Origin of the sequence: Ralstonia sp. 25C, from assembly GCF_051904805.1 — a bacterium.
Classification (GTDB): domain Bacteria; phylum Pseudomonadota; class Gammaproteobacteria; order Burkholderiales; family Burkholderiaceae; genus Ralstonia.
The window spans coordinates 2,321,596-2,347,172 of sequence record NZ_CP196737.1 but is presented as its reverse complement, the minus strand read 5'-3'; the positions used below and the strand labels follow the sequence as shown (position 1 = coordinate 2,347,172).

Here is a 25,577-nt window from a genome sequence, read left to right as displayed (position 1 = left end):
AATCACCGAGTGGCCGATTTGCTGGATTTGCTGGACTTACTTGATTTGCGCTCTATGCGCTTGGGCTGCTTGCCACCGTCCTGTTCGGGCGCGGCAGCGGGGCCGATGCCGTGCAGCAACAGCGCGGCCACGTGCTGGCCGATCGCCTCATCGCTCACTTTGTCGGCCAGTGGAAAGCGGCTCCACAGCGTGCGCGTAGCCAACGGCAGCATCGCCAGGCCAATGACCGACACCATCACCAATGGCGGCTGCAGCGCCGCGTTCACCAGGCCGGCGGCTTGCGCACGGGCAAAGCGGTCGACCAGCAAGGTGGCGCGCTCCAACGCGATGCGCTGGACCACACGCTCGCGCAACTGGCCGCCTTCGGTGGCGATCTCGCGAATCCACAAGGTCGGGAACCACGGCGTGGCCGATGCCACCGCCACCATACGCTGGGCGACGCCGGCCACGGTTTGCGCGAGATCAGGCAGGTGGCCATCGCTGGCGATCAGCGCCAGCGCCGGGCCCGTCACCTGGTCGACCAATGGCCGGATGCGCGCCTCGACCACCGCGTCGAGCAGTTGGTCGCGCGTCTTGAAGTGGTAGTGCACCATCGGCGCGGTCACGCCGGCCTCGCGGGCGATGGCCGCCAGCGTGGTCGGCCCAACCCCATCTCGGGCGAACAGCGTGACGGCAATGTCGAGCAGCCGGTCGCGCAGGTCGTCTTGCGCGGGGCCAGCTTGACGACGCGGGCGGCCTGGGCCACGAGGAGGAGGTTTGCGGGTTGCCATGCCGCGAATATTAATTGTCGAATTAATTAATTTCAAGGCAACCGGTTTGCGCTGGCGCAAAACCGCTTGGCAGTCAGCGAACGGCTATGTCTTCACGGAAGCATCGAGTTGCGCAAGGCGCACGAGCAGCCGGTCCTGCGCTTCACTCGGAAAGCTCGACGTGCGGCGTACCGCAAACACGGTGTTCAGACAACGCCGCGCCGTGATCGGCCGCACGACGTGCAGGCGCCCCCGCTCCACCGCGTCTTGAATGGCGTGCAGCGGCAGCACCGACCACCCCATGCCGGCCTCCACCAGCGTGCTGACCTCTTCGATGTCCGACACGTGATGCGCACTCACCGTCGTTTCGGGCAGGCGCCGGAACAGTGCCTTGAACCAGAGCCCGTACACGGCATCCGATTCGTCATAGGTCACGAGTGGCAGTGCGGCGCAGTCCGACAGCGTGCGTGGGGCGTCGCGATCACGCAGTGCGCGAGCGCCGCACGCCAGGACGAACTCTTCCGTGTAGACAGCGTGGTGCTCGAACAGGCGCGAGGTGCGTGGCGTGTAGACGAACCCGAGGTCAGCCCGGCCCGATTCCACGTGCGCGAAGACCTCCTCATCGCTGCCGAACGCAAGCTCCAGGCGGACATCGTCGAGCAGCGGGGCATCGGATTCCGGTGATGGCGTCAGCAGTGCCGGCATCAGCACATATCGACCAAAGCTGGAGCCGCTGGCCAGCTTCAGGGACACGCGCTCCATCTCGCCGCTGTGCAGTGCGGCGCGTAGCTCGTCCAGCCCGGCGAACGCATCCCGACACCACGCTCGCACGGAGGCCCCCGCGCGCGTAAGGACCAGCTTGCGCCCAGAACGCTCAAACAGCGGCACGCCCAACCATTGCTCCAGTTGCCGCATCTGGTAGGACAGCGCCGGCTGCGACACGGCCAGGCGATCCGCCGCACGAACGAAGCTGCCCTCGTTGGCGACGGTGAGAAAGCTATGCAGGTAGCGCAGCGGAGAGTGCGACATCGTTTGGGAGCGGCCTGGAAAGTGACGCCTTAATCCATCAAATTTTTGGATCGAAAAACCAAAAACATTCGATTTGATTTCAAGTCTGTCAGATCGCACAATCCGCCGCAAGAACGCGATGGAGGCCATCATGACAACCGCAACGCAACATCCGAGCTACGCATTGGAAGACCGTTATGGCGCGCGCAACTACGCGCCGCTGCCCGTCATGCTGGAACGCGGCGAGGGCGTCTGGTTGTTCGATACCGATGGCCACCGTTACCTCGACATGATGTCGGCGTATTCGGCTGTCAGCTTTGGGCATTCGCATCCCAAGCTCGTGGCGGCGCTGGTGGAACAGGCGCGGCGTCTGACACTCACGTCGCGCGCGTTCCACAACACCGAGCTCGGTCCCTTCCTGGCTGACGTCTGCCGCATCACGCGCATGGACCGCGCGCTGCCGATGAACACGGGCGCCGAAGCCGTCGAAACCGCCATCAAGGCGGCCCGCAAATGGGCGCGCGAGGTCAAAGGCCTGCCGCCCGAAGCGGCGGAGATCATCGTCTTCGAAAACAACTTCCACGGCCGCACGACGACCATCGTCGGGTTCTCGTCGCACGAGCAATATCGCTACGGCTTCGGACCGTTCGCGGCGGGCTTCCGGCGCATTCCGTTTGGCGATGCCGATGCGCTGCGTGCAGCCATCGGACCCAACACGGGCGCCATCCTGGTCGAACCGGTGCAGGGCGAAGGCGGCATTGTGGTGCCGCCGCCGGGCTACCTGAAACTCGCCCGTGAGTTGGCGACGCAACACAACGCACTGCTCGTCTGTGACGAAGTCCAGACCGGCCTGGGCCGCACCGGCGATGTGCTGGCGAGCTGGCACGACGGCGTGGAAGCCGATCTGGTGGTGCTTGGCAAAGCGCTGGGTGGCGGCATGGTGCCGGTGTCGGCCATTGCCGGACGCGAAGCGGTGATCGGCGTGTTCCAGCCGGGCGACCATGGCTCCACGTTTGGCGGCAACCCGCTGGCGGCGCACATCGGACGTGCGGCACTCGCCTTGCTGATCGAAGAACAACTACCGCAGCGCGCCGCGCGCGTGGGCGAAACGTTCATCAACGAACTGAAATCGCTGATTGGCCATGGCGTGCGGCAAGTGCGCGGGCGCGGCCTGATGATCGGCCTGCAACTCGATGCCGACATCGATGCACATGACTTCGCCTTCGCGCTGGCAGAACGCGGCGTGCTGACGAAGGACACCTACGGCAACGTCGTCCGTCTGACACCGCCGCTGGTAATCGGCGAAGCGGAACTGGCACTGGCGCTGGAGGCCATCCGCACGACGCTGGCCGACTGGCCGCGCCGCAAAGCGGCCTGAACATGCATTCACAAGGGGAGTGACATGACCCACATGGACCTGATCGGCGCGGCCATTGGCTGCGGAGCGCAAGACGACGGCTGCAAGGACGGCCCGCGTGCGCTCCTGCAAGCCGGCGCGCTGGCGCGTCTACAAACGCCCAATGCGCACGCTGCGCTCGTACACGACATCGAACTCGCGACGTCTGCGGGCCACAGCCGATCCGCACGGCTCGCGGCGCTGCCGGGCGTGGCCGGGTTCTCGCGCGCGCTAGCCGATGCGACAGCCCACAGCGTGCATGCGGGGCATGTGCCGGTCGTCATCGGCGGCGACCACTCGTGCGCCATCGGCACGTGGTCGGGGGTGGCCAATGCGCTGCGTCCGCAAGGCTCCCTCGGCCTGATCTGGATCGACGCCCACCTCGACAGCCACACGCCGCAGACGAGCGACTCCGGCGCCATTCACGGCATGCCGCTGGCAGCGCTGCTCGGCCACGGCGCACCCGCGCTCACGGAAATACGCGATGCCGCGCCCAAGCTCCTTCCGCAACACGTGGTCGTCATCGGCGCACGGAGCTACGAACCCGCCGAGCGCGCACTGCTCGACCAGCTTGGCGTACGCGTGATCGACGCCGAGGAAGTCGCGCGCGTCGGACTGCGCGCGGTCATGGCCGATGCCGTCCGCATGGTGACGTCGGGTACAGCCGCCTTTGGCGTAACGCTCGACCTGGATGCCTTTGACCCCGCCGTGGCACCGGGCGTGGGCTCGCCCGAGCCGGGTGGCCTCACCGGCCAGGACATGACACAAACCCTCGCGGCCTGCGCGCGCGATGCCCGCTTTGTGGCATTTGAACTGGTGGAATACAACCCACGCCACGACAAGGGCGGGATCACCGCGCAACTGGCGCTAGACCTGCTGGGCAGCGTCGCGGGCGCATTGCACGCCCAGCGCAAAGAGTACGCAACGGCAGCGTAGGAGCCGAACCTTTGGCGACACACTCGGCGCCCCGACGGTTTGGCCGTTGACGTTCCTGCCCTAGATGGCGCCTTGAATTTCTGTTGCAGAGAGGAAAAAGGAAGGGAAACTGTCTGAGCGCAGCGAGTTTTTCCCTTCCCCTCTCTGCGACATAAATTCAAGGGGAAGTCGCCATCTCGGGCGCGCCTTTCTTTGCTTACTTTCTTTGGCAAGACAAAGAAAGTGAGTCAGCCCCGGGAGGGGATGAAACAAGGATGCACCACCAACAAAAGAACGGGCGCTTACGCCTGATCCTTAATCCGAAACACCTCCACCCCCACCGACTCACAATCCGGATACACATCCGGCTTCTCCGTCGACACCCGCGCCGCCAGCACATGCGGGTGCTTGAGCATAGCCGCCAGCACGTCATCACACAGTGTTTCCTGCAAGTGAACATGCCCCTGCGCCATGCGCCGCGCCACCGTCTCACGCATGAAATCGTAGTCCACCACTTCATGCAGCTTGTCCTGCGTGGGCGACGAATATTCCAGCGGCACGTACAGCTCGATGTTGATCAGGACACGCTGCTCGCCCTTCTTCTCGAAGTCGTGCACGCCGATGTTGATCTGCACCTCGTAGTTGCGCAAAAACATGCGGCGGCAGTTCGACAGGCGCGGGTGGGATAGCAGGGAAAGCATGAGAGGCGTCCGGGGGAAAAATTATTCAGTGAGGAACATCACGTCGCGGGCCAGCGGCATCAGATGCTGGCCTCCGTCGACGAACAGCGTGGTGCCGGTGACGGCGCGTGCGGTGGCGAGGTAGCACACCGCCTCGGCAATGTCTTCGGGCGTGGACGACTGGCCCAGCGGCGTCATCTGGTGTGCGCGCGCAAAACCGCCTTGCGACTGGTCGCCCGACACCATCGTGATGCCCGGGGCCACACCCACCACGCGCAACGCGGGGGCCAGCGCCTGCGCCAATTGCATCGTCGCGGTGGACAGCGCCGCCTTCGACAGCGTGTATGAGAGGAAATCCGGGTTCAGGTTGTCCAGCTTCTGGTCGAGCAGGTTGATGACCACGCCGCGCACGGCGTTGTCGTCCGGCTGCGCTGCGACGAGCGCACGATGCAGTTCGCGCGACAGCAGCAGCGGCGCCGCCACGTTCGTGCGCATGTGCGTATCGAGCGACGCATAACTGAAGCTGGTCGCCACGTCGTACTGGAACAGCGACGCGTTGTTGACCAGGCAGGTGGGCGTACCCAGTGCAGCGATGCAGTCGGTGATGAGGCGGCCAGCGGCGGCTTCGTCCGACAGGTCCGCCTGAAGCACGGCGGCGCGGCGGCCCATCGCCATGATCTCGGCGGCCACAGCGTCGGCCTCGGTGCGCGAGCGGTGGCAATGCACGGCCACATCCCAGCCGTGGCGGGCCAAGGCCAGGGCAATCACGCGGCCCACGCGGCGGGCGGCGCCCGTCACCAGGGCAATGCGGGCTGGCGGGGTCGATGCGGCATTCGATTGAGTCGGCGTCTGCGCCATTGTTTACAATCCGGCGATGAGCAAAACCGTGAGTTTACCGCTTCCCAACGAGGCGGCGCAGGCGCAATCCGCGCACCTGTTCGCCCTGATCGCCGACGCCATTGCGGCCGCCGGCGGTTGGCTTCCGTTCGACCGCTACATGGAACTGGCGCTCTACGAGCCCGGCCTGGGCTACTACAGCGGCGGCGCGGCCAAATTCGGCCGCCGCGTGGAGGATGGCGGCGACTTCATTACCGCCCCCGAGTTGACGCCGTTCTTCGGCCGCACCGTGGCGCACCAGATCGCGCAGGTGCTGCAAACGCTACCCGAAGGGCAACGCCACGTGCTGGAGTTCGGCGCCGGCACCGGCAAGCTGGCCGCCGACATCATCACCGAACTCGATGCACTGGGCGTACGGCCTGACAGCTACGGCATCGTCGAACTGTCTGGCGAGCTGCGCCAACGCCAGCAGGAACGCCTGGCCGCGCTCGGCCACGAGCTGGCCGCCCTCGCGCAGTGGCACGACACGTTGCCCGCAAAGTTCATTGGCGTGATGGTCGGCAACGAAGTGCTCGATGCGATGCCTGTGTCGCTGTGGTCGCGGCGTAGCGGCGTGTGGCACCAGCGCGGCGTGAAGCTCGACACTGAGCAAGGCTTGCAATGGGAAGACCGCCTTGTCGATCCATCCGAGGTGCCCGCCAAGCTCGCCGCCCTGCCCGGCACGGATGACCTCATCACCGAGTCGCATGAAGCCGCTGAGGGCTTCGTCCGCAGTACCGGCGCTGCGTTGGAGCGCGGCCTGCTGCTGCTGATCGACTACGGCTTTCCGGCGGCCGAGTACTACCACGCGCACCGCGCCAACGGCACGCTCATGTGCCACTACCGCCAGCACGCGCACGACGACCCATTCTGGCTGCCCGGCCTGCAGGACATCACCGCGCACGTCGATTTTTCGGGGATTGCCCAGGCGGGCCAGGAGGCGGAGCTGGAGCTGCTCGGCTATACCAGCCAGGCGCGCTTCCTGTTGAGCGCGGGCGTGGGCGAACTGCTGATGACGCTCGATCCGTCCGACCCGATGCAGTTTCTGCCGGCGGCCAATGCCGTACAGAAGCTGCTGTCGGAAGCGGAGATGGGCGAGCTGTTCAAAGCGATTGCCCTGGGCAAGGGCATCGACGCGGCGCTGCCGCTGGCCGGCTTTGCGGATGCCGACCGCTCAAACCGCCTAGGCTAGTCAATCAGGCGGACGCTGCCTTGGCCGCTTTGGCTTCCAACGCGCGTTCGTTCTGCTCGGCTTCGTAGCGGCCGATCGTGCCGCGCATCCACCACAGCAGCGCCACGCCCGGAAAGGCCAGCGCGACCGACATCAGGTAGAAGGTCGGCCAGCCGTAGGCTGCCACGAGGTAGCCTGCGGTTGGCCCGACGTACACACGGCCGATGGAGGCCAGCGCCGACAGCAACGCGTACTGCGTCGCCGAGAACGACCGATTACACAGCGCCATCAGCAGCGCCACGAACGCCGCCGTGCCCATGCCGCCGCAGAGGTTTTCAATGCCGACGGCCAGCGCCATGCTCCACAGGTGCTTGGGGCTGACCGACAGCGCCCAGTAGGCAAGGTTGGACACCCCTTGCAGCACGCCGAACAGCAGCAGCGATCTCACCAGCCCCAGGCGCACCATGAGCGTGCCGCCGTAGAGCGCGCCGACGATGGTGGCCGCCAGCCCCAACGTCTTGTTCACGATACCGACCTCGCCGGCCGAAAAACCGACGGCGCGAATCAGGAAGGTCGTCGACAGGCTGAGCGCAAACGCATCGCCCAGCTTATAGAGCACGATCAGCGCCAGCAGCGCCCAGGCGCCACGGCGCGAGAAGAAGTCCTTCAGCGGCCCGAGCACTGCTTCCTGCAGCGTGCGCGGCGGGCGCGCCGACACCTCGGGTTCCGGCGACCACAGCGTCGTGAAGATGCCGAGCGCCATCAAGCTGGCCATCAGCAGGTACATGTTGCTCCAGCCCATCACGCGATCGGCCAGGTACAGCGCCAGGCCACCCGACACCAGCATCGCGAGCCGGTAGCCGAGCACCTTGACCGCCGCGCCGACGCCACGCTCGCTGGCGTGCAACACATCGGTGCTGTACGCATCGAAGACGATGTCCTGCGAGGCCGACAGAAACGCCACCAGCACCGCCAGCCCGGCGAGCGTCCACAGCGCAGCGTGCGGCGGCGTGAAGGCCATGGCGGCAATCGACAGCACCAGCCCCGCCTGCGTGATGACCAGCCAGCCGCGCCGACGGCCCCCGATCGGGGGCGTGAAGCGATCCATCAACGGCGCCCACAGGAATTTGAAGATGTACGCCTGCCCCACCAGCGAGAACAGTCCGATGGTGCGGATATCCAGCCCCTCCACCGTCATCCATGCCTGCAGCGTGCCGGAGGTGAGCGCCAGCGGCAGGCCGGAAGCAAAGCCCAGCAACAGCATCGCGCCGATGCGGCGGTTGCGGAAAACGTCGAGGTAATCGTGATAAGTCATGCGGCGGGCCGGAGGCGAATGCGGGTGCGGGTTGCCACGAAGCGTGGCTGCAGGCGTAGGCCGATATTATGTCGCACTGATACGGCTCACCACCTCCATGTTCCGCCTCACGTTGCACACTCGGCGCCTCCTGCTCGCTGCCATCGGCCTCATGCTCGCTACGTGGGCCACTGCCATGGACGGCCCCCTGCCCGTGCCCGCCGACGGCGTGAAGCTGGAAGCGCCGACCACCACGTCGCCCAACATCCGCCTCGTCATCCCGTCGGACGAAATCGACAAGCGTGCATTGGCGGAGTACCGGCAGGTCGTCGACAACGCGGCGAAAGAAGGCGCACTCGCCCCCGACAACGTGCCGGATCTGATCCGCATCCGCGCCATCACCCAGCGGCTGATTCCGCAGGCGCCGCGCTGGAACGCCGACGCCGCGCACTGGCAGTGGGAGGTCAACCTGATCGGCGCCAATCAGGTCAATGCGTTCTGCATGCCCGGCGGCAAGATCGCCGTGTTCTCGGGGCTGCTCGAGCAATTCAAGCTGACGGACGACGAACTCGCCATGGCGCTGGGCCACGAGATCGCCCACGCGCTGCGCGAACATGCCCGCGCCCGTGCCGGCCAGCGTGAGATCACCAACCTGGGCGCCAACGTGATCTCGCAGTTGTTCGGCTTCGGCAACCGGGGCGATACGGACCTGGGCGAAGGCGCCAAGATGCACCTGCTCGCCTTCTCGCGTGCCGAAGAAACGGAGGCCGACCTCGTCGGCATGGACATCGCCTCGCGCGCCGGCTACGACCCGCGTGCGGCGCTCACGCTGTGGCAGAAGATGGGCTCGATTGGCGGGGCAGAGCAGAAGCAGTTCCTGTCGACGCACCCGTCGGGGCGCACGCGCATGGTGGTGCTGTCGCGCCATCTGCCGGAAACGCTGCCGCTGTTTGCCGATGCGCTGCGCATGCCGATGGCGAAGCTGCCGGAGTATCGATCGAACATGCAATATCTGGGCGCGGCGCCTGTTGATAATGGCGACGAGGCACCCATGCAGCCGATGCGGCGGTAGCGGGCGCGCTGTCAGCGCCCGCGCGGCTGCAGAGGCGCTGCCGGAGCCACGCTCGTGCGCCGACCGTGCCGAGAGAGCGCCATCCCCGCCACCGTCGCACCCAGAATCAGCAGCGCACCGGCCGTCTGCACCGGCGTGAACCATTCGCCCAGCACGAGCGCGCCGAGCACCGTGGCCGTCAGCGGGCTCAGCAGCGAGAGGAAGGTCACGTCCGCGCCGAGCACACCAATGCCACGCACCCACAGCCAGTAGCCAAGCGCCGTGCCGATGGGCACCAGATACAGAAAACCGACGACATTGCGTGCCGTCAGCGCGGGCGGCAGGCCTTCCACGAGCAACGCCACCGGCAGCAGCACCAGCCCGCCCAGCGCGAGTTGCCATGCCGCCAGCGCGAGCGGTGTGCCGATGCGGCCCCAGCGTTCGATCAGCACCGTACCTGTTGCCATCGACAATGCGGCCGCTAATGCAGCCCCCACGCCGATCGCATCCAGCTTGGCTTCCGGCCCAAGAATCAGCAAACCCACACCCAGCGAGCCCGCCAATGCGGCCGCCAGTTGGGCCGGCCGCGGCGTGCGGCGCAGCAGCGGCCACGCCAGCAGCCCCACCACCAGCGGCTGCGCCGACATGATCGTCGCGGCCACACCGCCCGGCAGGCGCTGGGCCGCCACGAACAGCAGCGCGAAAAACACGCCAATGTTCGCCAAGCCAAGAAACATCAGCGGCAGCAGCTTGTCACGCGGCGGCAGACCCGGACCGAGCAGCATCAGCAGCACACCCGCCGGCAGCGCCCGCAGTGCGCCCACCAGCAACGGATGGTCAACCGGCAGCGTCTGGGTGAACACCAGGTAGGTGGTGCCCCACAACATGGGCGCCAGCGCAGTGACCAGCATGACAGCCAGGCGATTCGACGGCATAGCGCCTCCCTCTTTAATATTTCGACATCGAAATAATTGGACAACCAAAATTACGCAGGAAACCGCCCGCTAAACGCGAGCTCGTTAACCGGTCGACGCGGGGTCGGCCCCTCATGCTCCCGCAGGGGCTCTGGCAGCGACGACAGCGTGCCGCGACGTCCCACCGCCACGGCAATCTCGATGTGAAAGCGTTCCGGCACATGCAGCACGGTCCTCGCCTGGTCAAAGTCCACGCCAGCCATGGCGCGCGCGTGATATCCGAGGCTGACCGCCTGCAGCGCCAGTTGCGCCCACGCCGCGCCCGCATCAAAGCTGTGCGTGCGCGAGGGCACGTCGGCGGCTGCATCCCCAGGACGAACGAGCGTATCGGACAACACGAAGATCAGCGCCGAGGCGTGCTGCGCCCAGTCGCCATTGAACGGGACGAGCAAATTCAGAAAGTCCGCCCAGTGCGCATCGTCGCGGCAGGCGTAGAGAAACCGCCACGGCTGATAGTTGTAGGCCGACGGGGCCCAACGCGCCGCCTCGAGAATACGCAGCAGATCGGCCTCGGGCATGGGCTGGCCGTCATAGGCGCGCGGCGACCAGCGCGCCAGGAAAAGAGGATCGATCGGATGATCGGCGAGTCGTTCGGTCATGAGTTTCTTCCGTGTGCCAGTGCGGCGCGGCGTCGATTGCCCCGCATCGGCAAACCCGATACGATTTCAAGCATCTCGACATCAAGTAGTTTGACGTCGAAATACTAGGATGAGGTTTTCGATGCGTCAAGGTGATCCCGGCAATCCCCCATCGTCCCAAGGGGGACCGATCGACAACATCCTCGCGCAATGGCGGCGCGAGCGGCCGGATGTCGACCCAAGCCCGATGGCTGTCGTGGGCGAGATCTGGCGCGCAGGTGAGCGGCTGCGGCAAGGCGTGGTGGCCAACGTGGCGAGCGCGGACCTGGACTTCGCCGGTTTTGACGTCCTGCTCACTCTGCGCCGCAACGGCCGCACACAGGCACTGTCGCCCTCCGCACTGGCCAAGGACATGATGCTGTCCACCTCTGCCATGACCAATCGGCTGGATCGGCTGGAAAAGCGCGGCTTGATCGCCCGCAAGACGGCCCCGGAAGACCGGCGCGGCTTGCAGATCATGCTGACGGATGCGGGTTTTGCGCTGGTGGATGGGTTGGTCGCCTCGCACGTGGCGACAGAAGAGCGGATGCTCGCGACGCTGAGCCAGGCGGAGCGGGCGATCTTGCGGGAGTTGCTCAGCAAAATCAGCGGGCTGACGGACTAAACCAACCGCAGGAGAAGGCAACCATGCTGAAGCGCTTCAAGAACCTGTTCAGCCGGCCCGCGCCGACCCCCGTATCGGAAGACCCGCTGCAGGACGACGACATCCTGCGCGAGCATGGCGCTCCCAGCGCGGAAGCCATCGATGCATTGGCAGCGTTCGTGCGGCTGGTAGCGGCGCCGCGCGGGCAAGCGGAGGCAGACCAACTGGCGGCTACGGTGCGAACCGGCGACCTGCCCGGAGACGACATCACCGAGCTGCTGACATGGTCGATCGCCCGAGACCTTGGCGACGGCACGCCCGGGACGCTCACCGTCTGGGTCGACTGGAAAGCGTCAGATGAAATCGAATGGCAGGTGGAGAAGCTGCTCGACACGCTGGGCATCGATGCGCGTTGGGAATGGGCAGTCGCGGAGCCCGAACGCACTGTCGCCCTTGGCCTGCTCGACTTCGGCGCGTGGCTCCGTCCGCATGGCTACGAACTGCTCCACGTGGATACCGGCGGCGACGACTACTTTGCCCTGCCCATCCGCACGGATTTGCTCGATGACGCGCTCGCACACGCGCAGCGGGCGGGATTGAAGGCGGAGCAGGCAGACGACTTCCGCGTATCGCAAGGGCTGTCGCTCTAGTCCAGCCCACCACAACGCCCCCGTAAGCAGACGGGTCGCGCTCGCGGCCATTCCTCATTACGATGGCTCCCCAGGCATGCGCGGGGCATGCCGTGTTGTGCCGAATAGGGGAAAGCTGTGAGCCTGGCCGTGCTGTGTGTACTGGTGATCGTGGCGGCCGTGTGCGCGGCACGCGGTCGACGTCGGGCTGCGCGTTCACTGGCGGCAGTGTCGGCCGTGCTGGTGGTGGCGATTGGCTGCGGGCCGGTGCCGGCGTGGCTGCTCGACTCGCTCGAAAAGCCGTTTGAAAACGAACCGACCCTCACCTGGGGCACGCGCAATGCCATCGTGCTGCTGGGCGCGGGCACCTTCCGCATTGGCAAGACGGTCGAGCCCGGCGTTTTCTCGTACCCGCGCCTCGTCGAGGCTGCGCAGATCTACCAGGCCTGCAAGAAAGCCAACGGCGATTGCAAGATCCTCGTGAGCGGCGGCGATGCCCGCCACCATGGCGAGCCCGAGGCCACCGTCTACCGCCGCGAACTCATCGCCCTGGGCATCGACAGCGCCGATGTGCTCATGGAACCGAAGAGCATGAACACATGGCAGAACGCACAGTTCTCGCGCGCGGTGCTGGCGGACTACAAGCCGGAGCGCACCATGCTCGTCTCTTCGGCCATCCATTTGCGGCGCAGCCTGCTGTACTTCGCCCACTTTGGCCTGTCGCCAACGCCCGTTCGCGCCGATGATCTTCAGGCCACGGCATCCCCCTTGCCGATGGCGTACAACTTTGCGTTAACCGACTTCGCGCTGCACGAGTGGATCGGCATTGCGCGGTATCACGTCTACAACGCGCTCGGCTGGAATCCGGCACGCGTGAATCCGGGCGAGTCGTAAAGCCTTCCCGCCAACCGTTCGAAGTGCCGCTCTAGTGCTTCCGGGGGGCAGCAAAATTCCGGCACCGACCTATACTTTGTGCATCGCAACATCCGAGTCTTGCAATGCGCCGCCTTGGTCGTATTGACGCTCACCCTCTCATCACCATTGGCAAGCTCGCTTGCCACCACCCGCCCACTGGGCGCGGCCAACCCTGACGGGAATCGCTGACGATTCCTGCGCCAGCAAGCGGGCCGCTGCGTAGAGCAAATAACGCAGCGCCCGCCCCGCCAGCCAACACCTCAGAAACAAACCTATAAGCAAGGGGAACCCTCATGCCTCAAGTCACGGCAAACAAACTGCCGGTCAAACTGCTCGCGTTCGTCTTTGGCGCCCTGGCGGCGCTGGTGATCGCCCGCACCTTCCTGCTGAACTGGCAGATCATTCCGCCCGGCTACACGGGCATCAAGATCAACCGGCTCGTTGATCGCGGCATCACGCGCGAGAACGTGGTCACCGGCTTCGTGTTCTACAACCCGGTACAGACGGTGGTCATCCAGTACCCCACGTTCGTGCAGCGCGTGGTGTGGACGCAAGATTTGAACGAAGGCCGCGCACTCAACGAAGAGCTCACCTTCAACACCAAGGACGCCGTGCCTGTGAACGTGGACGTGGCCGTCTCGTACCAACTCGACCGCGACAAGGTGCCGGCGTTCTACACCAACTTCCGCGCCGACCACATCGAGAGCTTCACACACGGCTATCTGCGCGATACGGCGCGCAACGTGATCGTCGCCATCGGTTCGGAATACAGCTTTGACGACGTGAACGGCGCGAAGAAGGAGGAGTTTGTCGCGCGGCTGACCAACGAGCTGGACACGCGCCTCACGCCGCTGGGCGTGTCGATCAAACAGTTCGGCATCGTCGGTTCGCTGCGGCCGCCGCGTACGTTGCTCGACGCGGTGAGCGCCAAGACCAAGGCCATCCAAGACGCCATCCGCACCGAAAACGAAGTGCGTTCCGCCCAGGCCGAGGCCAAGAAGAAAGTGGCGATTGCCGAAGGCGAAGCCGCCGCCAACCGCGCACTGGCTTCTTCGCTGGATGACCGCCTGCTCGCATGGGAACGCCTGAAGCTGGAGCGTGCCGCCATCGAGAAGTGGAACGGCGTGACGCCGAGTGTGATGGCGGGCGGCAATGGTGGTGGGATGTTGTTCAACATTCCGGCAACAGGGCAGAACCGCTGAACCGTTACACCAAATCGCCGCCCGCTGCATTGGCGGCGACTTAGTGCTGGATGGCAAGCGCATGCAAAGGCGACTCAAGCGGCATATAGAATGCTCCCCTGACCTCCGTTCAATGGCGAGACACATGACATCTTCCGGCACGCCTTCGCGCCGAACCCGGTTGTGGGGACACTTTCTAGCGGCCTTGATGATCGCAATGCCGATCAGCGTTCGTGCCAGTGACCCAGAAATCCTCGCAGCGCTCGATGCTCGGCAGTATCAACGCCTGGACGCAAAGCTCAACGGGCTACAGAAAGACTATGAATCGGGGCGCCTCGATGAGATTTCGCTGCGGAACGCATTCGCACCGTTTTATCACCTGACACCGCAGCAAATCACCACCATGCAAGATTGGGTGAAGTCATCACCCAACTCGTATGCGGCCCACCTTGGCTGGGGAATCTTCCTGCGTCGCGCTGCGCTCGATGCCCAAGGCGGACAGCGCATCGCTGAACTATCCAGCGAAAAACTCGATTCGCGAACCCGATTGCTGGAAGCGGCCAAACCTGAGCTGCAACGCGCAAAAGCGCTCACTGCCAAGCCAATGCTCGCGATCTTCCATCTGATGGGCGTCTCTCTTTTCCAGGGCGATCAAGTTGCCTCACGGACACTAGCTAATGAAGCCAACAAGATCGACCCCAAGAATCGTCTGGTACGAGATCGATATATGGTGACACTGACTCCGCGGTGGGGCGGCTCTTATCCCGCAATGCGGTCATTCATTGCCGCCTCGCGCACTGAGGGGTTGGACCCCGAGGGCATCAGACACCTTGAAGCCATCATGTATGACGACATGGGCCACTCTGCGATGGAGGCTGGCGATCGCGCAGAGGCATACAAGTATTTCAGGATGGCTTTGGACCTCGACGCAAGAATCGGCGGGTCGTTCAGAGAGGACTACCTGATGACCTCCAACGCATATGTCTGCGGTCAAGACCGCGATGCTAAGTACTGTAAATAACGCTACCGCCCCCGCATCACTCATGCACAAAGAAAAACGCGCCTTCGGGCGCGTTTTTCGTTTCAGCTCAAGCCGCGATCAGCTCGCGAAGCCTGGGGCGGCCTCACGCACGGCATGCGCGGCGCCCACTTCGGGAATGGGCGCGTCCACGTGCAGGCTGGTCGCCTCATCCACGCCCAGGTGCACGTTCATGCATTGCACTGCAGCGCCAGCGGCACCCTTGCCCAGGTTGTCCAGGCGGGCGGTGACGACCATGCGCTCGTCCGAGCCGAACACGAACAGATCAGCGCGGTTGGTGTCGTTGGCGCCCTGCACGTCGAAGAAGCCGTTGTCGAGCGTCGCGATGTTGTCCGCCGGAGCCACGCGGATGAACTGCTCACCTTGGTAGTAATCGGCGAAGACGCGGGCGATGTCCGCCGGGCTCACCTTGCGTGCCAAGTGCTGCGGGTGCAGGCCGATCGTCACGGCCAGGCCCTTGAGGAAATTGCCGACCACCGGCGTGAAGATCGGCGGGAGCGACAGGTTGCTCTGTACACGCATCTCCGGCAGGTGCTTGTGCGCCAGCGCCAGCGCGTACGGGCGCGGGCTATCGAGCTTCGGATTATTGGCGGCCAGGTAGTCGGCAATCATCGCCTTGCCGCCGCCGCTGTAGCCCGTGAGCGAAAACGCGGTGACCGGGTAGTCGGCCGGCACGATGCCCGCATCCACCAGCGGGCGCATCAGCAGCACGAAGGCGCTGGCGTGGCAGCCCGGCACGGCGATGCGCTTGGTGTTGCGCAGGCGCTCGCGCTGGCCGCGGGCCAGTTCCGGCAGGCCGTACACCCAGCTATCGTCCGTGCGGAACGCGGTGCTGGCGTCGATGATGCAGGTGTTCGGGTTGTTGACCAGCGAGACAGCCTCGCGCGAGGCGACGTCGGGCAGGCACAGGAATGCGACATCGGCGGCATTCAGGAATTTGGCGCGCTCGGCCGAGTCCTTGCGCTTGTCTTCGGCGATGCGCAGCAGCTCGATATCGTCGCGTTGCGACAGATAGTCGAGCAAGCGAAGGCCGGTGGTGCCTTCCTGACCGTCGACGAAAACCTTGAATGCCATGGCGATCTCGCTAAAAAAACTGGAGCAGAAAAAAACGCCGGCACTCGCCGGCACGTGAGTTTTGCATTGTAGCGGCTGCCGAAGAATTTTCTGCGGCAGCGCAACAACGTGATGCTTATGCCACTTACCAGTGCACGGGCGCGTCGTAATCGACGGTGAGCGGCGCGTGGTCACTGAACTTGATGTCCTTGAACACCGACGTGCGGCGCGCCGTGGCGGCAATGCCCGGCGTGGCGATCTGGTAGTCGATCCGCCACCCGACGTTCTTTGCGTAGGCCTGGCCGCGGTTGCTCCACCACGTGTACTGCTCGGGGCGCTGGTCCAGCGTGCGGAAGACATCCACATAGCCGACCTCGTCGAACAGCTTGGTCAGCCACGCGCGTTCTTCGGGCAGGCAGCCGGAGTTCTTCTGATTGCCCTTCCAGTTCTTGATGTCGATTTCCTTGTGAACGATGTTGACGTCGCCGCACAGCACGACCTCGCGGCCCTTTTCGTGACGCAGGTCTTTCAGGTGCTGCATGAACAGGTCCATGAAGCGGAACTTGGCCTGCTGGCGCTCTTCGCCGCTGGAGCCCGAGGGCACGTAGACCGAGATGATCGACAGCTTGCCGTAGCGCGCCTCGACGTAGCGGCCTTCGGCGTCGAACTCGCCGTTATCGAAGCCGATGATGACTTCGTCCGGCTTATGGCGCGTGTAGATGCCCGCGCCGCTGTAGCCCTTCTTCACCGCGTGCTGGAACACGCCGTGGTAACCATGCGGCGCCAGAAATTCGGGCGTCATGTCGTCTTGCGCGCATTTCAGTTCTTGCACGCAGACGAAATCGGCGTCCTGCTTGCCCATCCAGTCGAAGAAGCCTTTGCTGGAGGCAGAGCGAACGCCGTTGAGGTTGGCGGAAATGATGCGTAACATGGCGGGACTTTTTTGCAGACCAGAGAAAAAAGATGAGCCAAAACAGCGAGTTGCGCCAATCCTTCATCCGCTTTGCGGTGGAAGCCGGCGTGCTGTCGTTCGGGGAATTCGTGACCAAGGCGGGGCGGACATCGCCCTATTTCTTCAACGCCGGCAAGTTCGCAGACGGCGCGCTGCTGGGCCAAGTCGCGCAATTCTATGCGAAAACCCTGCTGGACTCGGGTGTCGAGTTCGACATGCTGTTCGGGCCCGCTTACAAGGGCATCACCCTGGCATCGGCCACGGCGGTGGCCCTGGCGGGGTTGGGTCGCAATGTGGGCTTTGCGTACAACCGCAAGGAAGCCAAGGACCACGGTGAAGGCGGCAGCCTGGTGGGCGCCAAGCTGCAGGGGCGCGTGGTGATCGTCGATGACGTGATTTCGGCCGGTACCTCGGTGCGCGAGTCGGTCGAGCTCATCCGCGCGGCGGGGGCCACGCCGGCTGCCGTGCTGATCCTGATGGATCGGATGGAGCGTAGCGGTAACGCGGTGGATATCGGCGAGCGCTCTGCGGTGCAGGATGTGCAGGCTCAATACGGCATGCCGGTTGTGTCGATTGCCAATCTGGATGATTTGCTGGGGTATCTGGATAACGCTGGCGACCCGGCGCTGGCTGGGTACCGTGAGAAGGCAGCGGCCTACCGCGACAAGTACGGCGTGAGCGCGATCTGATTCTGCGTGCGTTGCGATAAAAAACCCGGTGAAGGATCTCACCGGGTTTTTTCTTTCCAACCCGCTATTCGATCGTCAACCCCGCAACCTCGGGATTCCCCGCCGGATACTTCGGCTTCATCGCCTCCAGCGTCTGCAGCAGAATCTCCGCCACCATCAGGTTCCGGTGGGTCTTGGAGTTGGCGGGAATCACGTACCACGGCGCATGGGGCGTGGCGGTGGCGTTGATGGCGTCTTCATACGCGCTCTGGTAATCGTCCCAGAGTTCGCGCTCCGAAATATCGGACGGGTCGAACTTCCAGTGCTTGTCGGGGTTATCGACGCGCCCCTGCAACCGCGCACGCTGCTCGTCTTTCGAGATGTGCAGGAAGCATTTGATGATCGTTGTGCCGGTGTCGGTCAGCATCTGCTCGAACGCATTGATGTGGCCGTAGCGGCGCTTGCACTCGGCAGCGTTGATCATGTCGTGCACACGCGTGATGAGCACGTCCTCGTAGTGGCTGCGGTTGAAGATGACGATCTCACCGCTCCCGGGTGTGTGCACGTGCACGCGCCAAAGATAATCGTGCGCCAGCTCCTGCGGCGTCGGTGCCTTGAAGCTGACCACGCGCAGGCCTAGCGGATCCATCTCGCGGAACACGCTGCGCACGGTGCCGTCCTTGCCGGAGGTGTCCATGCCCTGCAGGACCACCAGCACCTTGCGGCGGTGCTCGGCGTAGAGAACGTCCTGCAGCGTGTCGAGCCGGGGCCCAATCTCGGCGAGCCGCTCCAAGTCGCCAGCCTTGCTGCCCGTGGAGAACGGCTTGGCCGAAGCATCGGCCTTGGCGATCTTGAATTTGCTGCTGCCGTCGTAACGCCACTCGCCAATCGAAGTCTTGCCGTTGGATGCCACGGTATCTCCTTGTTGTTGTTCTGACGGATGCGGCCACCGGCCGCGCGGTTTGTTAGTGCGAGGCGGTCAGCTTCAGCGCATCCAGATCCAGCGTGCCTTCGAAAACGGTCGTGGCGGGGCCCGTCATCATTACCGGCTGGCCCTCACCAGCCCATGCGATGGTCAGGTCGCCGCCATGCGTGGCCACCTTCACGGGCGAATCGAGCAAGCCACGGCGGATACCGGCCACCACGGCCGCGCATGCACCGGTGCCGCAAGCCAGCGTTTCACCCGCACCGCGCTCGTACACGCGCAGGCGCACGGAATGGCGATCCACGATCTGCATGAAACCCGCATTCACGCGGCGCGGAAACACGGCGTGCGATTCGATCAGCGGGCCGTCTTCCAACACCGGGAAGGCTTCGGTGTCGTCCACCACCTGCACGGCGTGCGGGTTGCCCATCGACACGGTGGACAGCCACTCGGTGCGGCCGTTGATCTGCAGGGCGTGGAGCGTATCGTCGCCTTCGGTGCGCGTGGGCAAACCTTCGGGCAGGAACGGCAGGCGTGCTGCCTCGAACACGGGCGCGCCCATGTCGACGGTGACTTGGCCATCGTCCTGCATCGTCAGCGTGGCAATGCCGTTCATGACTTCCACACGCACGGTGCGCTTGTCGGTCAAACCTCGGTCGGTGACGAACTTGACGAAGCAGCGTGCGCCGTTGCCGCAGTGCTCCACCTCGCCGCCATCGTGGTTGAAGATGCGGTAGCGGAAATCGACGTCGGGCCGCGTCGAGCGCTCGACCAGCAGGAGCTGATCTGCGCCCACGCCAAAGTGGCGGTCGGCAATGGCAGCCCATTGTTCGGGCGTGAAATCGATGGGGGTCTGGATGCCGTCGAGCACGACAAAGTCGTTGCCCGCGCCGTGCATCTTGGTGAAGTGCAGTTTCACGGTGGAAAGCCGCCGATGCTGGCATCCGGCAGCAATGTGGAATCGGAAAACGCCGATTCTAATGGTTGGGCGGCCAACCGTGGCGCCCACGCTCGGGAACGCCACCCCGCAATGCAACATTCTATGAATCTGCGGCACCCCGGGCTTCCACGATGCTCCCATCAAGCATTTGCTCGGAGCCCCTCATGCAGATCACCTCGCCACTATCTGCCGAATGGCACGCCTGGATTCTTGAAAATCTCGCGCGCGGCTGCACCCCAGAATCCATGATCGATGCCATGGTGGCGGGCCAGATCGACCCGCTGCTCGCCCGCGCCACAGCGTACGCGGCCGCGTACGCCCATGCCAGCGGTGCCAGCCCGGCCTATGAGCCGGAACCACCGCGCGTGCCAACGGTTGGCAACCACATCGACATTGACGGTCAACGCATCCGCATTGCGGCTCGACTGAATGCGCCGTGCGTCATCGTGTTCGACAACGTACTGAGCGAGGCCGAGTGCGATGGCCTGATCGCCCTGGCGCGCGAAAAAGTGCGCCGCTCGACCGTGGTCAACGATGACGACGCCACCAGCGAGGGGATGGTCCACGCGGCACGCACCAGTGCCAACACCTTCCTCGCCAATGGCCATGATCCGCTGCTCGATCGCGTCAATGCACGCCTTGCCACGCTGATGGGTCAGCCGGCCACGCACGCCGAGCCGCTCCAGGTGCTGCGCTACCAGCCAGGCGAGGAATACCAGCCGCACTTCGACTACTTTGCGGCCGACACGGCAGGCGCCAGCCGGCACCTCAATCACGGCGGCCAGCGCGTCTCTACCCTGGTGCTCTATCTGACGGATGTGGAAGCAGGCGGCGAAACGGTGTTTCCGGAAATCGGCCTGTCCGTGGCACCGCGCAAGGGGTCGGGCGTCTACTTTGAATACGCCAACAGCGCCGGCCAACTCGACCCCCGGACGCTGCATGGCGGCGCGCCGGTGCAACGCGGCGAAAAGTGGGCGGCGACCAAGTGGTTTCGCCAGGGCCCGTTCGGCACCGCAGCGAACGCAGCGGCGGTCAGTAAATCCCAGGCAGCCCCGGAGGACGGTGCTTGAAGCGCTTGTGCACCCAGTAGTACTCGGTGATGCGCGGGCGGATGGCGTCTTCAAAGAACGCGTTCATGCGGCGCGTGTCGGCAGTCAGGTCGCCGGTCGGGTAGTTCTCCCACGCGGGCAGGATGCGCAGCGCGTAGCCTTCGTAGTTCGGCAGGATCTCGGTGTACATCGGCACGACCTTGGCGCCGGTCATCGACGCCATGCGGGGGATGGCGTTGAGCGTGAGCGCTGGCACACCAAAGAACGGCACGAACTCCGAGTCGCGCTCGCCGAAATCCATGTCGGAGATGAGCTGCAGCGCCTCGCCGCGCTTGATGGTGCGCATGATCTGGCGGATGTTCTCGTTGCGCGAGACCATGGTCGCGCCAAAGCGGCTGCGCAGCGCCTTGATGGCATCGTCCAGCGCCGGGTTGGCCATGCGCGTGTACAGCGAGCAACCCGCGTTGCCAACGTTCTTGCGCAGATAGTCCGTCAGCGCCAGCGCGCCGATCTCCACACCCGACAAGTGCAGCGTCACAAGAATGTGCGGCTGACCATGCAGTGCCGGCAGATTGGCCTGGTCATCGATCTTGACCACGCGGTTCAGGCGCTTTTCCGATGCAAACCACGCAAACGAGCGCTCGGCAAAGCTGCGGAACACTTTGCGAAAGACCTCGTGCGCCATGACCTCGCGCTCGGCGTCGGACTTCTCAGGAAAGCACGCCTTCAGGTTGGCTAGCACCACGCGGCGGCGGCCATTGGGAATGCGATACAGCAGCCCGCCCAGCCCCTCGCCAAAACGCGCGACGAAACCGTACGGGAAGAAAGACAGCAGCCACAAAAAGCCGAGTCCGAGTTTGGCGGAGAAACGTTCCATAAAGGCAGCGGTGTCAGACGGCGGGCGGCGCGTCCGCGCCCTTGGGGCGCTTGTAGCGGTTATAGCCCCACAGATATTGCGTCGGCGCCACGGCAATCAACTGTTCGATGGCGGCATTGATGCGGGTGGCAGCCTGCGTTGCGTCTCCAGGCAAATCGCCGATGTCGTGCACGTGCAGGCGATAGCCGCCGCCGCGCGGCAGGCGCTCGGCAAACAAGGCGACGACGTGCGCGCCCGTCAGCCGATGCAGGCGGTGCACCAGCGTCATCGTGTAGGCGGGCTTGCCGAAAAACGGCGCCCAGACGCCTTCGCCGGCGGTGGGGGTCTGGTCAGGCAGGATGCCGACGGCCTCGCCGCGCTTGAGTGCGCGCACCAGCATGCGCACGCCACGCGGGTCGGCCGGCGCCATGGACATGTTCGGTCCCGCGCGCATGGTTTCAATCCACGTGCGCAGACTTGCCTTGCGGGGCGGCTTGAACAGCGAGGTGACGGGATGCTCACGCGCGTAGGCCTGCGGCAGCACTTCAAAGCAGCCCAGATGCGGCGTCAGAAAGATCAGGCCGCGCCCATCGGCAAGCGCGCGCTCAATGATCGGGCGGCAGGTGTTGAACAAGTGCGGAGCAACATCCGCTCCGTTCTTGCGCACCCAGAAGTACGGCATCTCGAAGACCATGCGGCCGGCGGAACGGCCCGCCTCCTTGAGCATGGCGGGCGTGGCATCGGGATACGCGTGGCGGAAGTTGGCGATGAGCCGGTCGTGATAGCGGCCGGGCACCTTGGCCGCCAGCGCCCCCAGCCAGCCGCCCAACGCCTGCAGCGCGGATAGGGGCAAGCGTGAAAACAGCCAGAACAGGAAGGTCATGCGTGCGGTCGCAGCAATGTGTTGGTCGCAGTCGACAGAGGAGCAGGGTCTTGGCAGGCCGTGCTGCGGCCCGAAAAAGTGCCGCGTATAATAGCGCGATTCGCCGAGTTAACTGACAACTTGCGGGGCGAATCCTTGTCGGGTCACAAACCTGGGCAAGGTTACTAAATACCGCTAAAGCGTCGCCGGCCGTGGCTCAAACGGATGGCGCGTAATAGCAAGTTCGCCATTCTGGAGCTTACAACCGTGTCAAACGACTTCCTCTTCACCTCGGAATCCGTCTCCGAGGGCCATCCCGACAAGGTCGCCGACCAGATTTCCGACGCCATCCTGGACGCTATCCTCGCCCAGGACAAATATGCGCGCGTCGCTGCAGAAACGCTGTGCAACACCGGTCTGGTGGTGCTCGCGGGTGAAATCACCACGACGGCCAATGTGGATTACATCCACGTGGCGCGCGAAACCATCAAGCGCATCGGCTACGACAACACCGACTACGGCATCGACTACAAGGGCTGTGCCGTGCTCGTCGCTTACGACAAGCAATCGCCGGATATCGCCCAGGGGGTCGACCGCGCCTCGGACGACTACCTGAACCAGGGCGCCGGCGACCAGGGCCTGATGTTCGGCTACGCGTGCGATGAAACGCCCGAGCTGATGCCCTTCCCGATCTACTACGCACATCGCCTGGTCGAGCGCCAGTCGCAACTGCGCCGCGACGGCCGCCTGCCCTGGCTGCGTCCGGACGCCAAGTCGCAAGTGACGGTGCGTTATGTGGACGGCAAGCCGCACAGCGTGGATACCGTGGTGCTCTCCACCCAGCACGCGCCGGAAATGTCGCAAGAGGCCATCCGCGAAGCCGTGATCGAAGAGATCATCAAGCCGGTGCTGCCCTCGCACATGCTGGCCGACACCAAGTACCTGGTGAACCCGACCGGCCGCTTCGTCATCGGCGGCCCGCAGGGTGACTGCGGCCTGACCGGCCGCAAGATCATCGTCGATACGTATGGCGGCGCAGCTCCGCACGGCGGCGGCGCGTTCTCGGGCAAGGACCCGTCGAAGGTGGACCGCTCGGCAGCGTACGCAGCGCGCTACGTGGCCAAGAACGTGGTGGCCGCTGGCTTGGCACGCCAATGCCAGGTGCAGGTGAGCTACGCGATTGGCGTGGCGCGCCCGATCAACATCACCGTGTACACGGAAGGCACCGGCGTGATCCCGGACGACCAGATCGCCAAGCTCGTGCACGAGCACTTCGACCTGCGTCCGAAGGGCATCGTGCAGATGCTGGACCTGCTGCGCCCCGTCTACGAAAAGACCGCTGCCTACGGTCACTTCGGCCGCGAAGAGCCGGAGTTCAGCTGGGAAGCCACCGACAAGGCCCTGCTGCTGCGCGAAGCGGCTGGCCTGGCGGGGGAGCCGGTGAAGGCGTTGGCCTGAGCTTGCGTTGCTGCAAAAAGAAAACCGCCCCTCGGGGCGGTTTTTTGTTGGCGCTAACGAGGGCAGCGCGCGCTGAGGTCGACGGCAATCTGCTGCTTCAGGTCATCCAGGGCTTGATGGAACGCCAGTTGGACCTCGGCCTCGCCGTTTGCCCAATTGAGGCTGTTGTCTACGCCGCGGTAGACCTTGGACCACGCCGGCTCGCCGCTCACGACAGCGTCCTGAACGCGCACGACAAGGTGGGCTGACTTCAGCGTGGTCAGGCCGTAGACATATGCTTTGAGCACGGTCACGCGCACGTGCCGGGCCGCAATGCTGTCTGCGGTCTGGCCGGGCAAACCCTTCAGGCCATCGGCCAGCCAACGCATGAAGCCATCGTCGGTGACGGTTGTGCGCCCAAGATGCCCCAGACCGGCCGCGTCGCGATGGTCGTCCACGCGATCAATCGTGAATGGACAACTGCGCATATCGGCCGTTGACATCACTACCGAGGCAGGCGTGCGCAACGGCGGTGCCGGCACCCCCGGCACGCGCCCTGGGGCGCAGCCGGTGAGGATCGCCACCAGCGCGGCACCACAAGGCAATGCCGCGCGGCGGCGGCCCGATCTCACTGCGTCGCCTTGTCTGCGACGGGTGCAGCCGGTGCGGCCGGTGCCACAGCTTGCGCAGATGCCAGGGAGGTCGCCGGTGCCTGGCGCGTTGCGTCGAAGCTCGCTACGGCGACATCGAGGTTGGCGGTAAATTGCAGCGAACCATCAGGAAAGCGCAGCAGCGACCCGGTGTCTCCCGTCGAGATTCGGCTGGCGAGGATGCCGTTATCCCCCTTGACCTGCTCGATGCCTTGCTTGGCTTCGTGCTTGCGCTGCAGATTCTCGGCCAGCAGACGGCCCATCTGCGTGATGCCGTCACGCATGGCTGCCTGCAGCAGGCGGCCATCGCCTTCCTTCCATGCGGCAACGTTCTGCGCCGCCTCTTTGCTGGGCTTCGCCAGCTTGGCGCGGTACGTGATGCTGGCTCGGTACACCGCGTTCTTCGGCGCTACGGCCAGTTCGTTGTTCGGCGTCGTCGCCTCGACAGTCTGCGGCTGCTTGGCGGCAACGCGAGCCTTGGCGCCACGTGGGAACAGCAGGCTGCGCGTCGACAAGATCAGCGTGGAAAAATCCGGCGACAGGTGATAGTCGACATTCACGAACATCACGGAGCCGGATTGCGAGGCGATGAACAGATCGTTGTAGGCCTTGTCCGTGACCTCTTTGGTCAGCTCAGTGCGCTCGACTTGCATGTCTGGCACGCCTTGAAGCGAGCGCGATACCGACTCACGCATCTGCTGGTTGAAGTCGAGATCGACCAGTTGGTCTTTGAGAGGGCGCACCGTTTCTTCCGCAGTCTTGGCAAGCGTGGCATTGATGCCGGCATCTACCGCGCCCAGGGCGCCGCCGCAGGCAGCCGCCAGCAGGATACCGATGCCGGGAATCGCACCACAGGTCGCGGCGGCAGCCTGCCCCGTTCTCGACGGAACGAAGTCCGCATACAACTCCGGTTGCTTGATGCCAACCCGGACGTTGACCGGTTGCATGGCGGTCAGGGTCTCATGCTCCACCGGCTGCGTGAGTGGCATCGGCGCACACCCGGCCAGCACCGCGAGCCCGGTGAACACGGCTGCAAAGCGTACTTTGCTCAACACGAAAACTCCGCCCGAAAACTTGCTGTTGTTG

General features: G+C 64.7%; 27 protein-coding genes. 12 read left to right on the top strand and 15 right to left on the bottom strand.

The window, feature by feature from the left end; genetic code table 11:
* Window positions 1-2: 2 nt before the first annotated feature.
* A complete protein-coding gene (locus ACS7SF_RS10925) occupies window positions 3-770 on the bottom strand; it encodes a TetR/AcrR family transcriptional regulator (protein WP_439889810.1) in 768 nt (255 codons plus the stop codon).
* A gap of 84 nt (window positions 771-854) precedes the next feature.
* Window positions 855-1,778, bottom strand: coding sequence for a LysR family transcriptional regulator (locus ACS7SF_RS10920; protein WP_439889809.1), 924 nt, complete (start codon window positions 1,776-1,778; stop codon window positions 855-857).
* Between the two features lie 130 nt (window positions 1,779-1,908).
* Between ACS7SF_RS10920 and rocD the strand changes: the two genes are divergently transcribed.
* On the top strand, window positions 1,909-3,135 hold the full coding sequence (rocD, locus tag ACS7SF_RS10915) for an ornithine--oxo-acid transaminase (protein WP_439889808.1): 1,227 nt from the start codon (window positions 1,909-1,911) through the stop codon (window positions 3,133-3,135).
* Between the two features lie 24 nt (window positions 3,136-3,159).
* Window positions 3,160-4,089, top strand: a complete 930-nt coding sequence (locus ACS7SF_RS10910; protein ID WP_439889807.1) for an arginase — start codon at window positions 3,160-3,162, stop codon at window positions 4,087-4,089.
* A gap of 281 nt (window positions 4,090-4,370) precedes the next feature.
* Here ACS7SF_RS10910 and ACS7SF_RS10905 read toward each other — a convergent pair whose 3' ends face one another.
* Together ACS7SF_RS10905 and ACS7SF_RS10900 are read right to left on the bottom strand one after the other, a co-directional pair.
* Window positions 4,371-4,769, bottom strand: a complete 399-nt coding sequence (locus ACS7SF_RS10905; protein ID WP_426396399.1) for a dihydroneopterin aldolase — start codon at window positions 4,767-4,769, stop codon at window positions 4,371-4,373.
* 21 nt (window positions 4,770-4,790) lie between these two features.
* The gene (locus ACS7SF_RS10900; RefSeq protein WP_439889806.1) at window positions 4,791-5,606 is read right to left on the bottom strand and encodes an SDR family oxidoreductase; all 816 of its coding nucleotides are present in this window, start codon (window positions 5,604-5,606) and stop codon (window positions 4,791-4,793) included.
* Between the two features lie 16 nt (window positions 5,607-5,622).
* Between ACS7SF_RS10900 and ACS7SF_RS10895 the strand changes: the two genes are divergently transcribed.
* A complete protein-coding gene (locus ACS7SF_RS10895) occupies window positions 5,623-6,816 on the top strand; it encodes a class I SAM-dependent methyltransferase (RefSeq protein WP_439889805.1) in 1,194 nt (397 codons plus the stop codon).
* A gap of 4 nt (window positions 6,817-6,820) precedes the next feature.
* Here ACS7SF_RS10895 and ACS7SF_RS10890 read toward each other — a convergent pair whose 3' ends face one another.
* Window positions 6,821-8,110, bottom strand: a complete 1,290-nt coding sequence (locus ACS7SF_RS10890; protein ID WP_439889804.1) for a muropeptide transporter — start codon at window positions 8,108-8,110, stop codon at window positions 6,821-6,823.
* Between the two features lie 97 nt (window positions 8,111-8,207).
* Here ACS7SF_RS10890 and ACS7SF_RS10885 point away from each other — a divergent pair, with 97 nt between their 5' ends.
* Window positions 8,208-9,161 (top strand): M48 family metallopeptidase, encoded by a 954-nt coding sequence (locus tag ACS7SF_RS10885; protein ID WP_439889803.1) that lies wholly within the window; start codon window positions 8,208-8,210, stop codon window positions 9,159-9,161.
* Window positions 9,162-9,172: 11 nt separating this feature from the next.
* On the opposite strand, the gene ACS7SF_RS10880 is transcribed toward ACS7SF_RS10885, so the two are convergent.
* Window positions 9,173-10,075 (bottom strand): EamA family transporter, encoded by a 903-nt coding sequence (locus tag ACS7SF_RS10880; RefSeq protein WP_439889802.1) that lies wholly within the window; start codon window positions 10,073-10,075, stop codon window positions 9,173-9,175.
* Window positions 10,076-10,125: 50 nt separating this feature from the next.
* Window positions 10,126-10,713 carry a nitroreductase family protein gene (locus tag ACS7SF_RS10875; protein ID WP_439889801.1) on the bottom strand — a complete coding sequence of 196 codons (588 nt, stop codon included), beginning with the start codon at window positions 10,711-10,713 and terminating at the stop codon, window positions 10,126-10,128.
* Window positions 10,714-10,834: 121 nt separating this feature from the next.
* On the opposite strand from ACS7SF_RS10875, the gene ACS7SF_RS10870 reads away from it, so the two are divergent.
* From ACS7SF_RS10870 to ACS7SF_RS10850, 5 genes are all read left to right on the top strand, one after another.
* Window positions 10,835-11,356: a MarR family winged helix-turn-helix transcriptional regulator gene (locus tag ACS7SF_RS10870; protein ID WP_439889800.1), complete on the top strand. Its 522-nt coding sequence runs from the start codon at window positions 10,835-10,837 to the stop codon at window positions 11,354-11,356.
* Between the two features lie 23 nt (window positions 11,357-11,379).
* The gene (locus ACS7SF_RS10865) at window positions 11,380-11,985 is read left to right on the top strand and encodes a DUF6630 family protein (protein WP_439889799.1); all 606 of its coding nucleotides are present in this window, start codon (window positions 11,380-11,382) and stop codon (window positions 11,983-11,985) included.
* Window positions 11,986-12,102: 117 nt separating this feature from the next.
* Window positions 12,103-12,858 carry a YdcF family protein gene (locus ACS7SF_RS10860; RefSeq protein WP_439889798.1) on the top strand — a complete coding sequence of 252 codons (756 nt, stop codon included), beginning with the start codon at window positions 12,103-12,105 and terminating at the stop codon, window positions 12,856-12,858.
* A 314-nt stretch (window positions 12,859-13,172) separates the two neighbouring features.
* Entirely contained in the window at window positions 13,173-14,081 is a 909-nt protein-coding gene (locus ACS7SF_RS10855; protein WP_439889797.1) for a prohibitin family protein, read from the top strand.
* A gap of 124 nt (window positions 14,082-14,205) precedes the next feature.
* The gene (locus tag ACS7SF_RS10850; protein ID WP_439889796.1) at window positions 14,206-15,081 is read left to right on the top strand and encodes a hypothetical protein; all 876 of its coding nucleotides are present in this window, start codon (window positions 14,206-14,208) and stop codon (window positions 15,079-15,081) included.
* Window positions 15,082-15,159: 78 nt separating this feature from the next.
* Here ACS7SF_RS10850 and argC read toward each other — a convergent pair whose 3' ends face one another.
* Together argC and ACS7SF_RS10840 are read right to left on the bottom strand one after the other, a co-directional pair.
* Window positions 15,160-16,173 (bottom strand): N-acetyl-gamma-glutamyl-phosphate reductase, encoded by a 1,014-nt coding sequence (gene argC, locus ACS7SF_RS10845; protein ID WP_439889795.1) that lies wholly within the window; start codon window positions 16,171-16,173, stop codon window positions 15,160-15,162.
* A 124-nt stretch (window positions 16,174-16,297) separates the two neighbouring features.
* Window positions 16,298-17,083: an exodeoxyribonuclease III gene (locus ACS7SF_RS10840; RefSeq protein WP_439889794.1), complete on the bottom strand. Its 786-nt coding sequence runs from the start codon at window positions 17,081-17,083 to the stop codon at window positions 16,298-16,300.
* Window positions 17,084-17,115: 32 nt separating this feature from the next.
* Here ACS7SF_RS10840 and pyrE point away from each other — a divergent pair, with 32 nt between their 5' ends.
* A complete protein-coding gene (gene pyrE, locus ACS7SF_RS10835) occupies window positions 17,116-17,793 on the top strand; it encodes an orotate phosphoribosyltransferase (protein ID WP_004635818.1) in 678 nt (225 codons plus the stop codon).
* 64 nt (window positions 17,794-17,857) lie between these two features.
* On the opposite strand, the gene ACS7SF_RS10830 is transcribed toward pyrE, so the two are convergent.
* Together ACS7SF_RS10830 and dapF are read right to left on the bottom strand one after the other, a co-directional pair.
* Window positions 17,858-18,685 (bottom strand): polyphosphate kinase 2 family protein, encoded by an 828-nt coding sequence (locus ACS7SF_RS10830; RefSeq protein WP_439889793.1) that lies wholly within the window; start codon window positions 18,683-18,685, stop codon window positions 17,858-17,860.
* Between the two features lie 52 nt (window positions 18,686-18,737).
* A complete protein-coding gene (dapF, locus tag ACS7SF_RS10825; protein WP_439889792.1) occupies window positions 18,738-19,616 on the bottom strand; it encodes a diaminopimelate epimerase in 879 nt (292 codons plus the stop codon).
* A 185-nt stretch (window positions 19,617-19,801) separates the two neighbouring features.
* Here dapF and ACS7SF_RS10820 point away from each other — a divergent pair, with 185 nt between their 5' ends.
* Complete coding sequence (locus ACS7SF_RS10820) at window positions 19,802-20,707, top strand: 2OG-Fe(II) oxygenase (protein ID WP_439889791.1); 906 nt, start codon at window positions 19,802-19,804, stop codon at window positions 20,705-20,707.
* Here ACS7SF_RS10820 and ACS7SF_RS10815 read toward each other — a convergent pair.
* Complete coding sequence (locus ACS7SF_RS10815) at window positions 20,670-21,563, bottom strand: lipid A biosynthesis lauroyl acyltransferase (protein ID WP_439889790.1); 894 nt, start codon at window positions 21,561-21,563, stop codon at window positions 20,670-20,672. The two genes, ACS7SF_RS10820 and ACS7SF_RS10815, sit on opposite strands and share 38 nt — an antisense overlap.
* A gap of 13 nt (window positions 21,564-21,576) precedes the next feature.
* Window positions 21,577-22,425, bottom strand: coding sequence for a lysophospholipid acyltransferase family protein (locus ACS7SF_RS10810; protein WP_439889789.1), 849 nt, complete (start codon window positions 22,423-22,425; stop codon window positions 21,577-21,579).
* 246 nt (window positions 22,426-22,671) lie between these two features.
* Between ACS7SF_RS10810 and metK the strand changes: the two genes are divergently transcribed.
* Window positions 22,672-23,862 carry a methionine adenosyltransferase gene (gene metK, locus ACS7SF_RS10805; protein ID WP_439889788.1) on the top strand — a complete coding sequence of 397 codons (1,191 nt, stop codon included), beginning with the start codon at window positions 22,672-22,674 and terminating at the stop codon, window positions 23,860-23,862.
* 53 nt (window positions 23,863-23,915) lie between these two features.
* On the opposite strand, the gene ACS7SF_RS10800 is transcribed toward metK, so the two are convergent.
* Both ACS7SF_RS10800 and ACS7SF_RS10795 read right to left on the bottom strand, forming a co-directional pair.
* A complete protein-coding gene (locus ACS7SF_RS10800) occupies window positions 23,916-24,473 on the bottom strand; it encodes a hypothetical protein (RefSeq protein WP_439889787.1) in 558 nt (185 codons plus the stop codon).
* Entirely contained in the window at window positions 24,470-25,546 is a 1,077-nt protein-coding gene (locus ACS7SF_RS10795) for a hypothetical protein (protein ID WP_439889786.1), read from the bottom strand. The genes ACS7SF_RS10800 and ACS7SF_RS10795 overlap by 4 nt, the downstream gene beginning before the upstream one ends.
* Window positions 25,547-25,577 lie beyond the last annotated feature (31 nt).

Coding starts and splice junctions, on each gene's coding strand:
- ACS7SF_RS10875 (WP_439889801.1), bottom strand. CDS start 10,713: ATGACCGAACGACTCGCCGATCATCCGATCGATCCTCTTTTCCTGGCG.
- argC (WP_439889795.1), bottom strand. CDS start 16,173: ATGGCATTCAAGGTTTTCGTCGACGGTCAGGAAGGCACCACCGGCCTT.
- ACS7SF_RS10880 (WP_439889802.1), bottom strand. CDS start 10,075: ATGCCGTCGAATCGCCTGGCTGTCATGCTGGTCACTGCGCTGGCGCCC.
- ACS7SF_RS10810 (WP_439889789.1), bottom strand. CDS start 22,425: ATGACCTTCCTGTTCTGGCTGTTTTCACGCTTGCCCCTATCCGCGCTG.
- ACS7SF_RS10920 (WP_439889809.1), bottom strand. CDS start 1,778: ATGTCGCACTCTCCGCTGCGCTACCTGCATAGCTTTCTCACCGTCGCC.
- ACS7SF_RS10815 (WP_439889790.1), bottom strand. CDS start 21,563: ATGGAACGTTTCTCCGCCAAACTCGGACTCGGCTTTTTGTGGCTGCTG.
- ACS7SF_RS10840 (WP_439889794.1), bottom strand. CDS start 17,083: ATGTTACGCATCATTTCCGCCAACCTCAACGGCGTTCGCTCTGCCTCC.
- ACS7SF_RS10855 (WP_439889797.1), top strand. CDS start 13,173: ATGCCTCAAGTCACGGCAAACAAACTGCCGGTCAAACTGCTCGCGTTC.
- ACS7SF_RS10885 (WP_439889803.1), top strand. CDS start 8,208: ATGTTCCGCCTCACGTTGCACACTCGGCGCCTCCTGCTCGCTGCCATC.
- ACS7SF_RS10890 (WP_439889804.1), bottom strand. CDS start 8,110: ATGACTTATCACGATTACCTCGACGTTTTCCGCAACCGCCGCATCGGC.
- rocD (WP_439889808.1), top strand. CDS start 1,909: ATGACAACCGCAACGCAACATCCGAGCTACGCATTGGAAGACCGTTAT.
- ACS7SF_RS10900 (WP_439889806.1), bottom strand. CDS start 5,606: ATGGCGCAGACGCCGACTCAATCGAATGCCGCATCGACCCCGCCAGCC.
- ACS7SF_RS10850 (WP_439889796.1), top strand. CDS start 14,206: ATGACATCTTCCGGCACGCCTTCGCGCCGAACCCGGTTGTGGGGACAC.
- ACS7SF_RS10870 (WP_439889800.1), top strand. CDS start 10,835: ATGCGTCAAGGTGATCCCGGCAATCCCCCATCGTCCCAAGGGGGACCG.
- ACS7SF_RS10910 (WP_439889807.1), top strand. CDS start 3,160: ATGACCCACATGGACCTGATCGGCGCGGCCATTGGCTGCGGAGCGCAA.
- ACS7SF_RS10905 (WP_426396399.1), bottom strand. CDS start 4,769: ATGCTTTCCCTGCTATCCCACCCGCGCCTGTCGAACTGCCGCCGCATG.
- pyrE (WP_004635818.1), top strand. CDS start 17,116: ATGAGCCAAAACAGCGAGTTGCGCCAATCCTTCATCCGCTTTGCGGTG.
- ACS7SF_RS10820 (WP_439889791.1), top strand. CDS start 19,802: ATGCAGATCACCTCGCCACTATCTGCCGAATGGCACGCCTGGATTCTT.
- ACS7SF_RS10925 (WP_439889810.1), bottom strand. CDS start 770: ATGGCAACCCGCAAACCTCCTCCTCGTGGCCCAGGCCGCCCGCGTCGT.
- ACS7SF_RS10865 (WP_439889799.1), top strand. CDS start 11,380: ATGCTGAAGCGCTTCAAGAACCTGTTCAGCCGGCCCGCGCCGACCCCC.
- ACS7SF_RS10895 (WP_439889805.1), top strand. CDS start 5,623: ATGAGCAAAACCGTGAGTTTACCGCTTCCCAACGAGGCGGCGCAGGCG.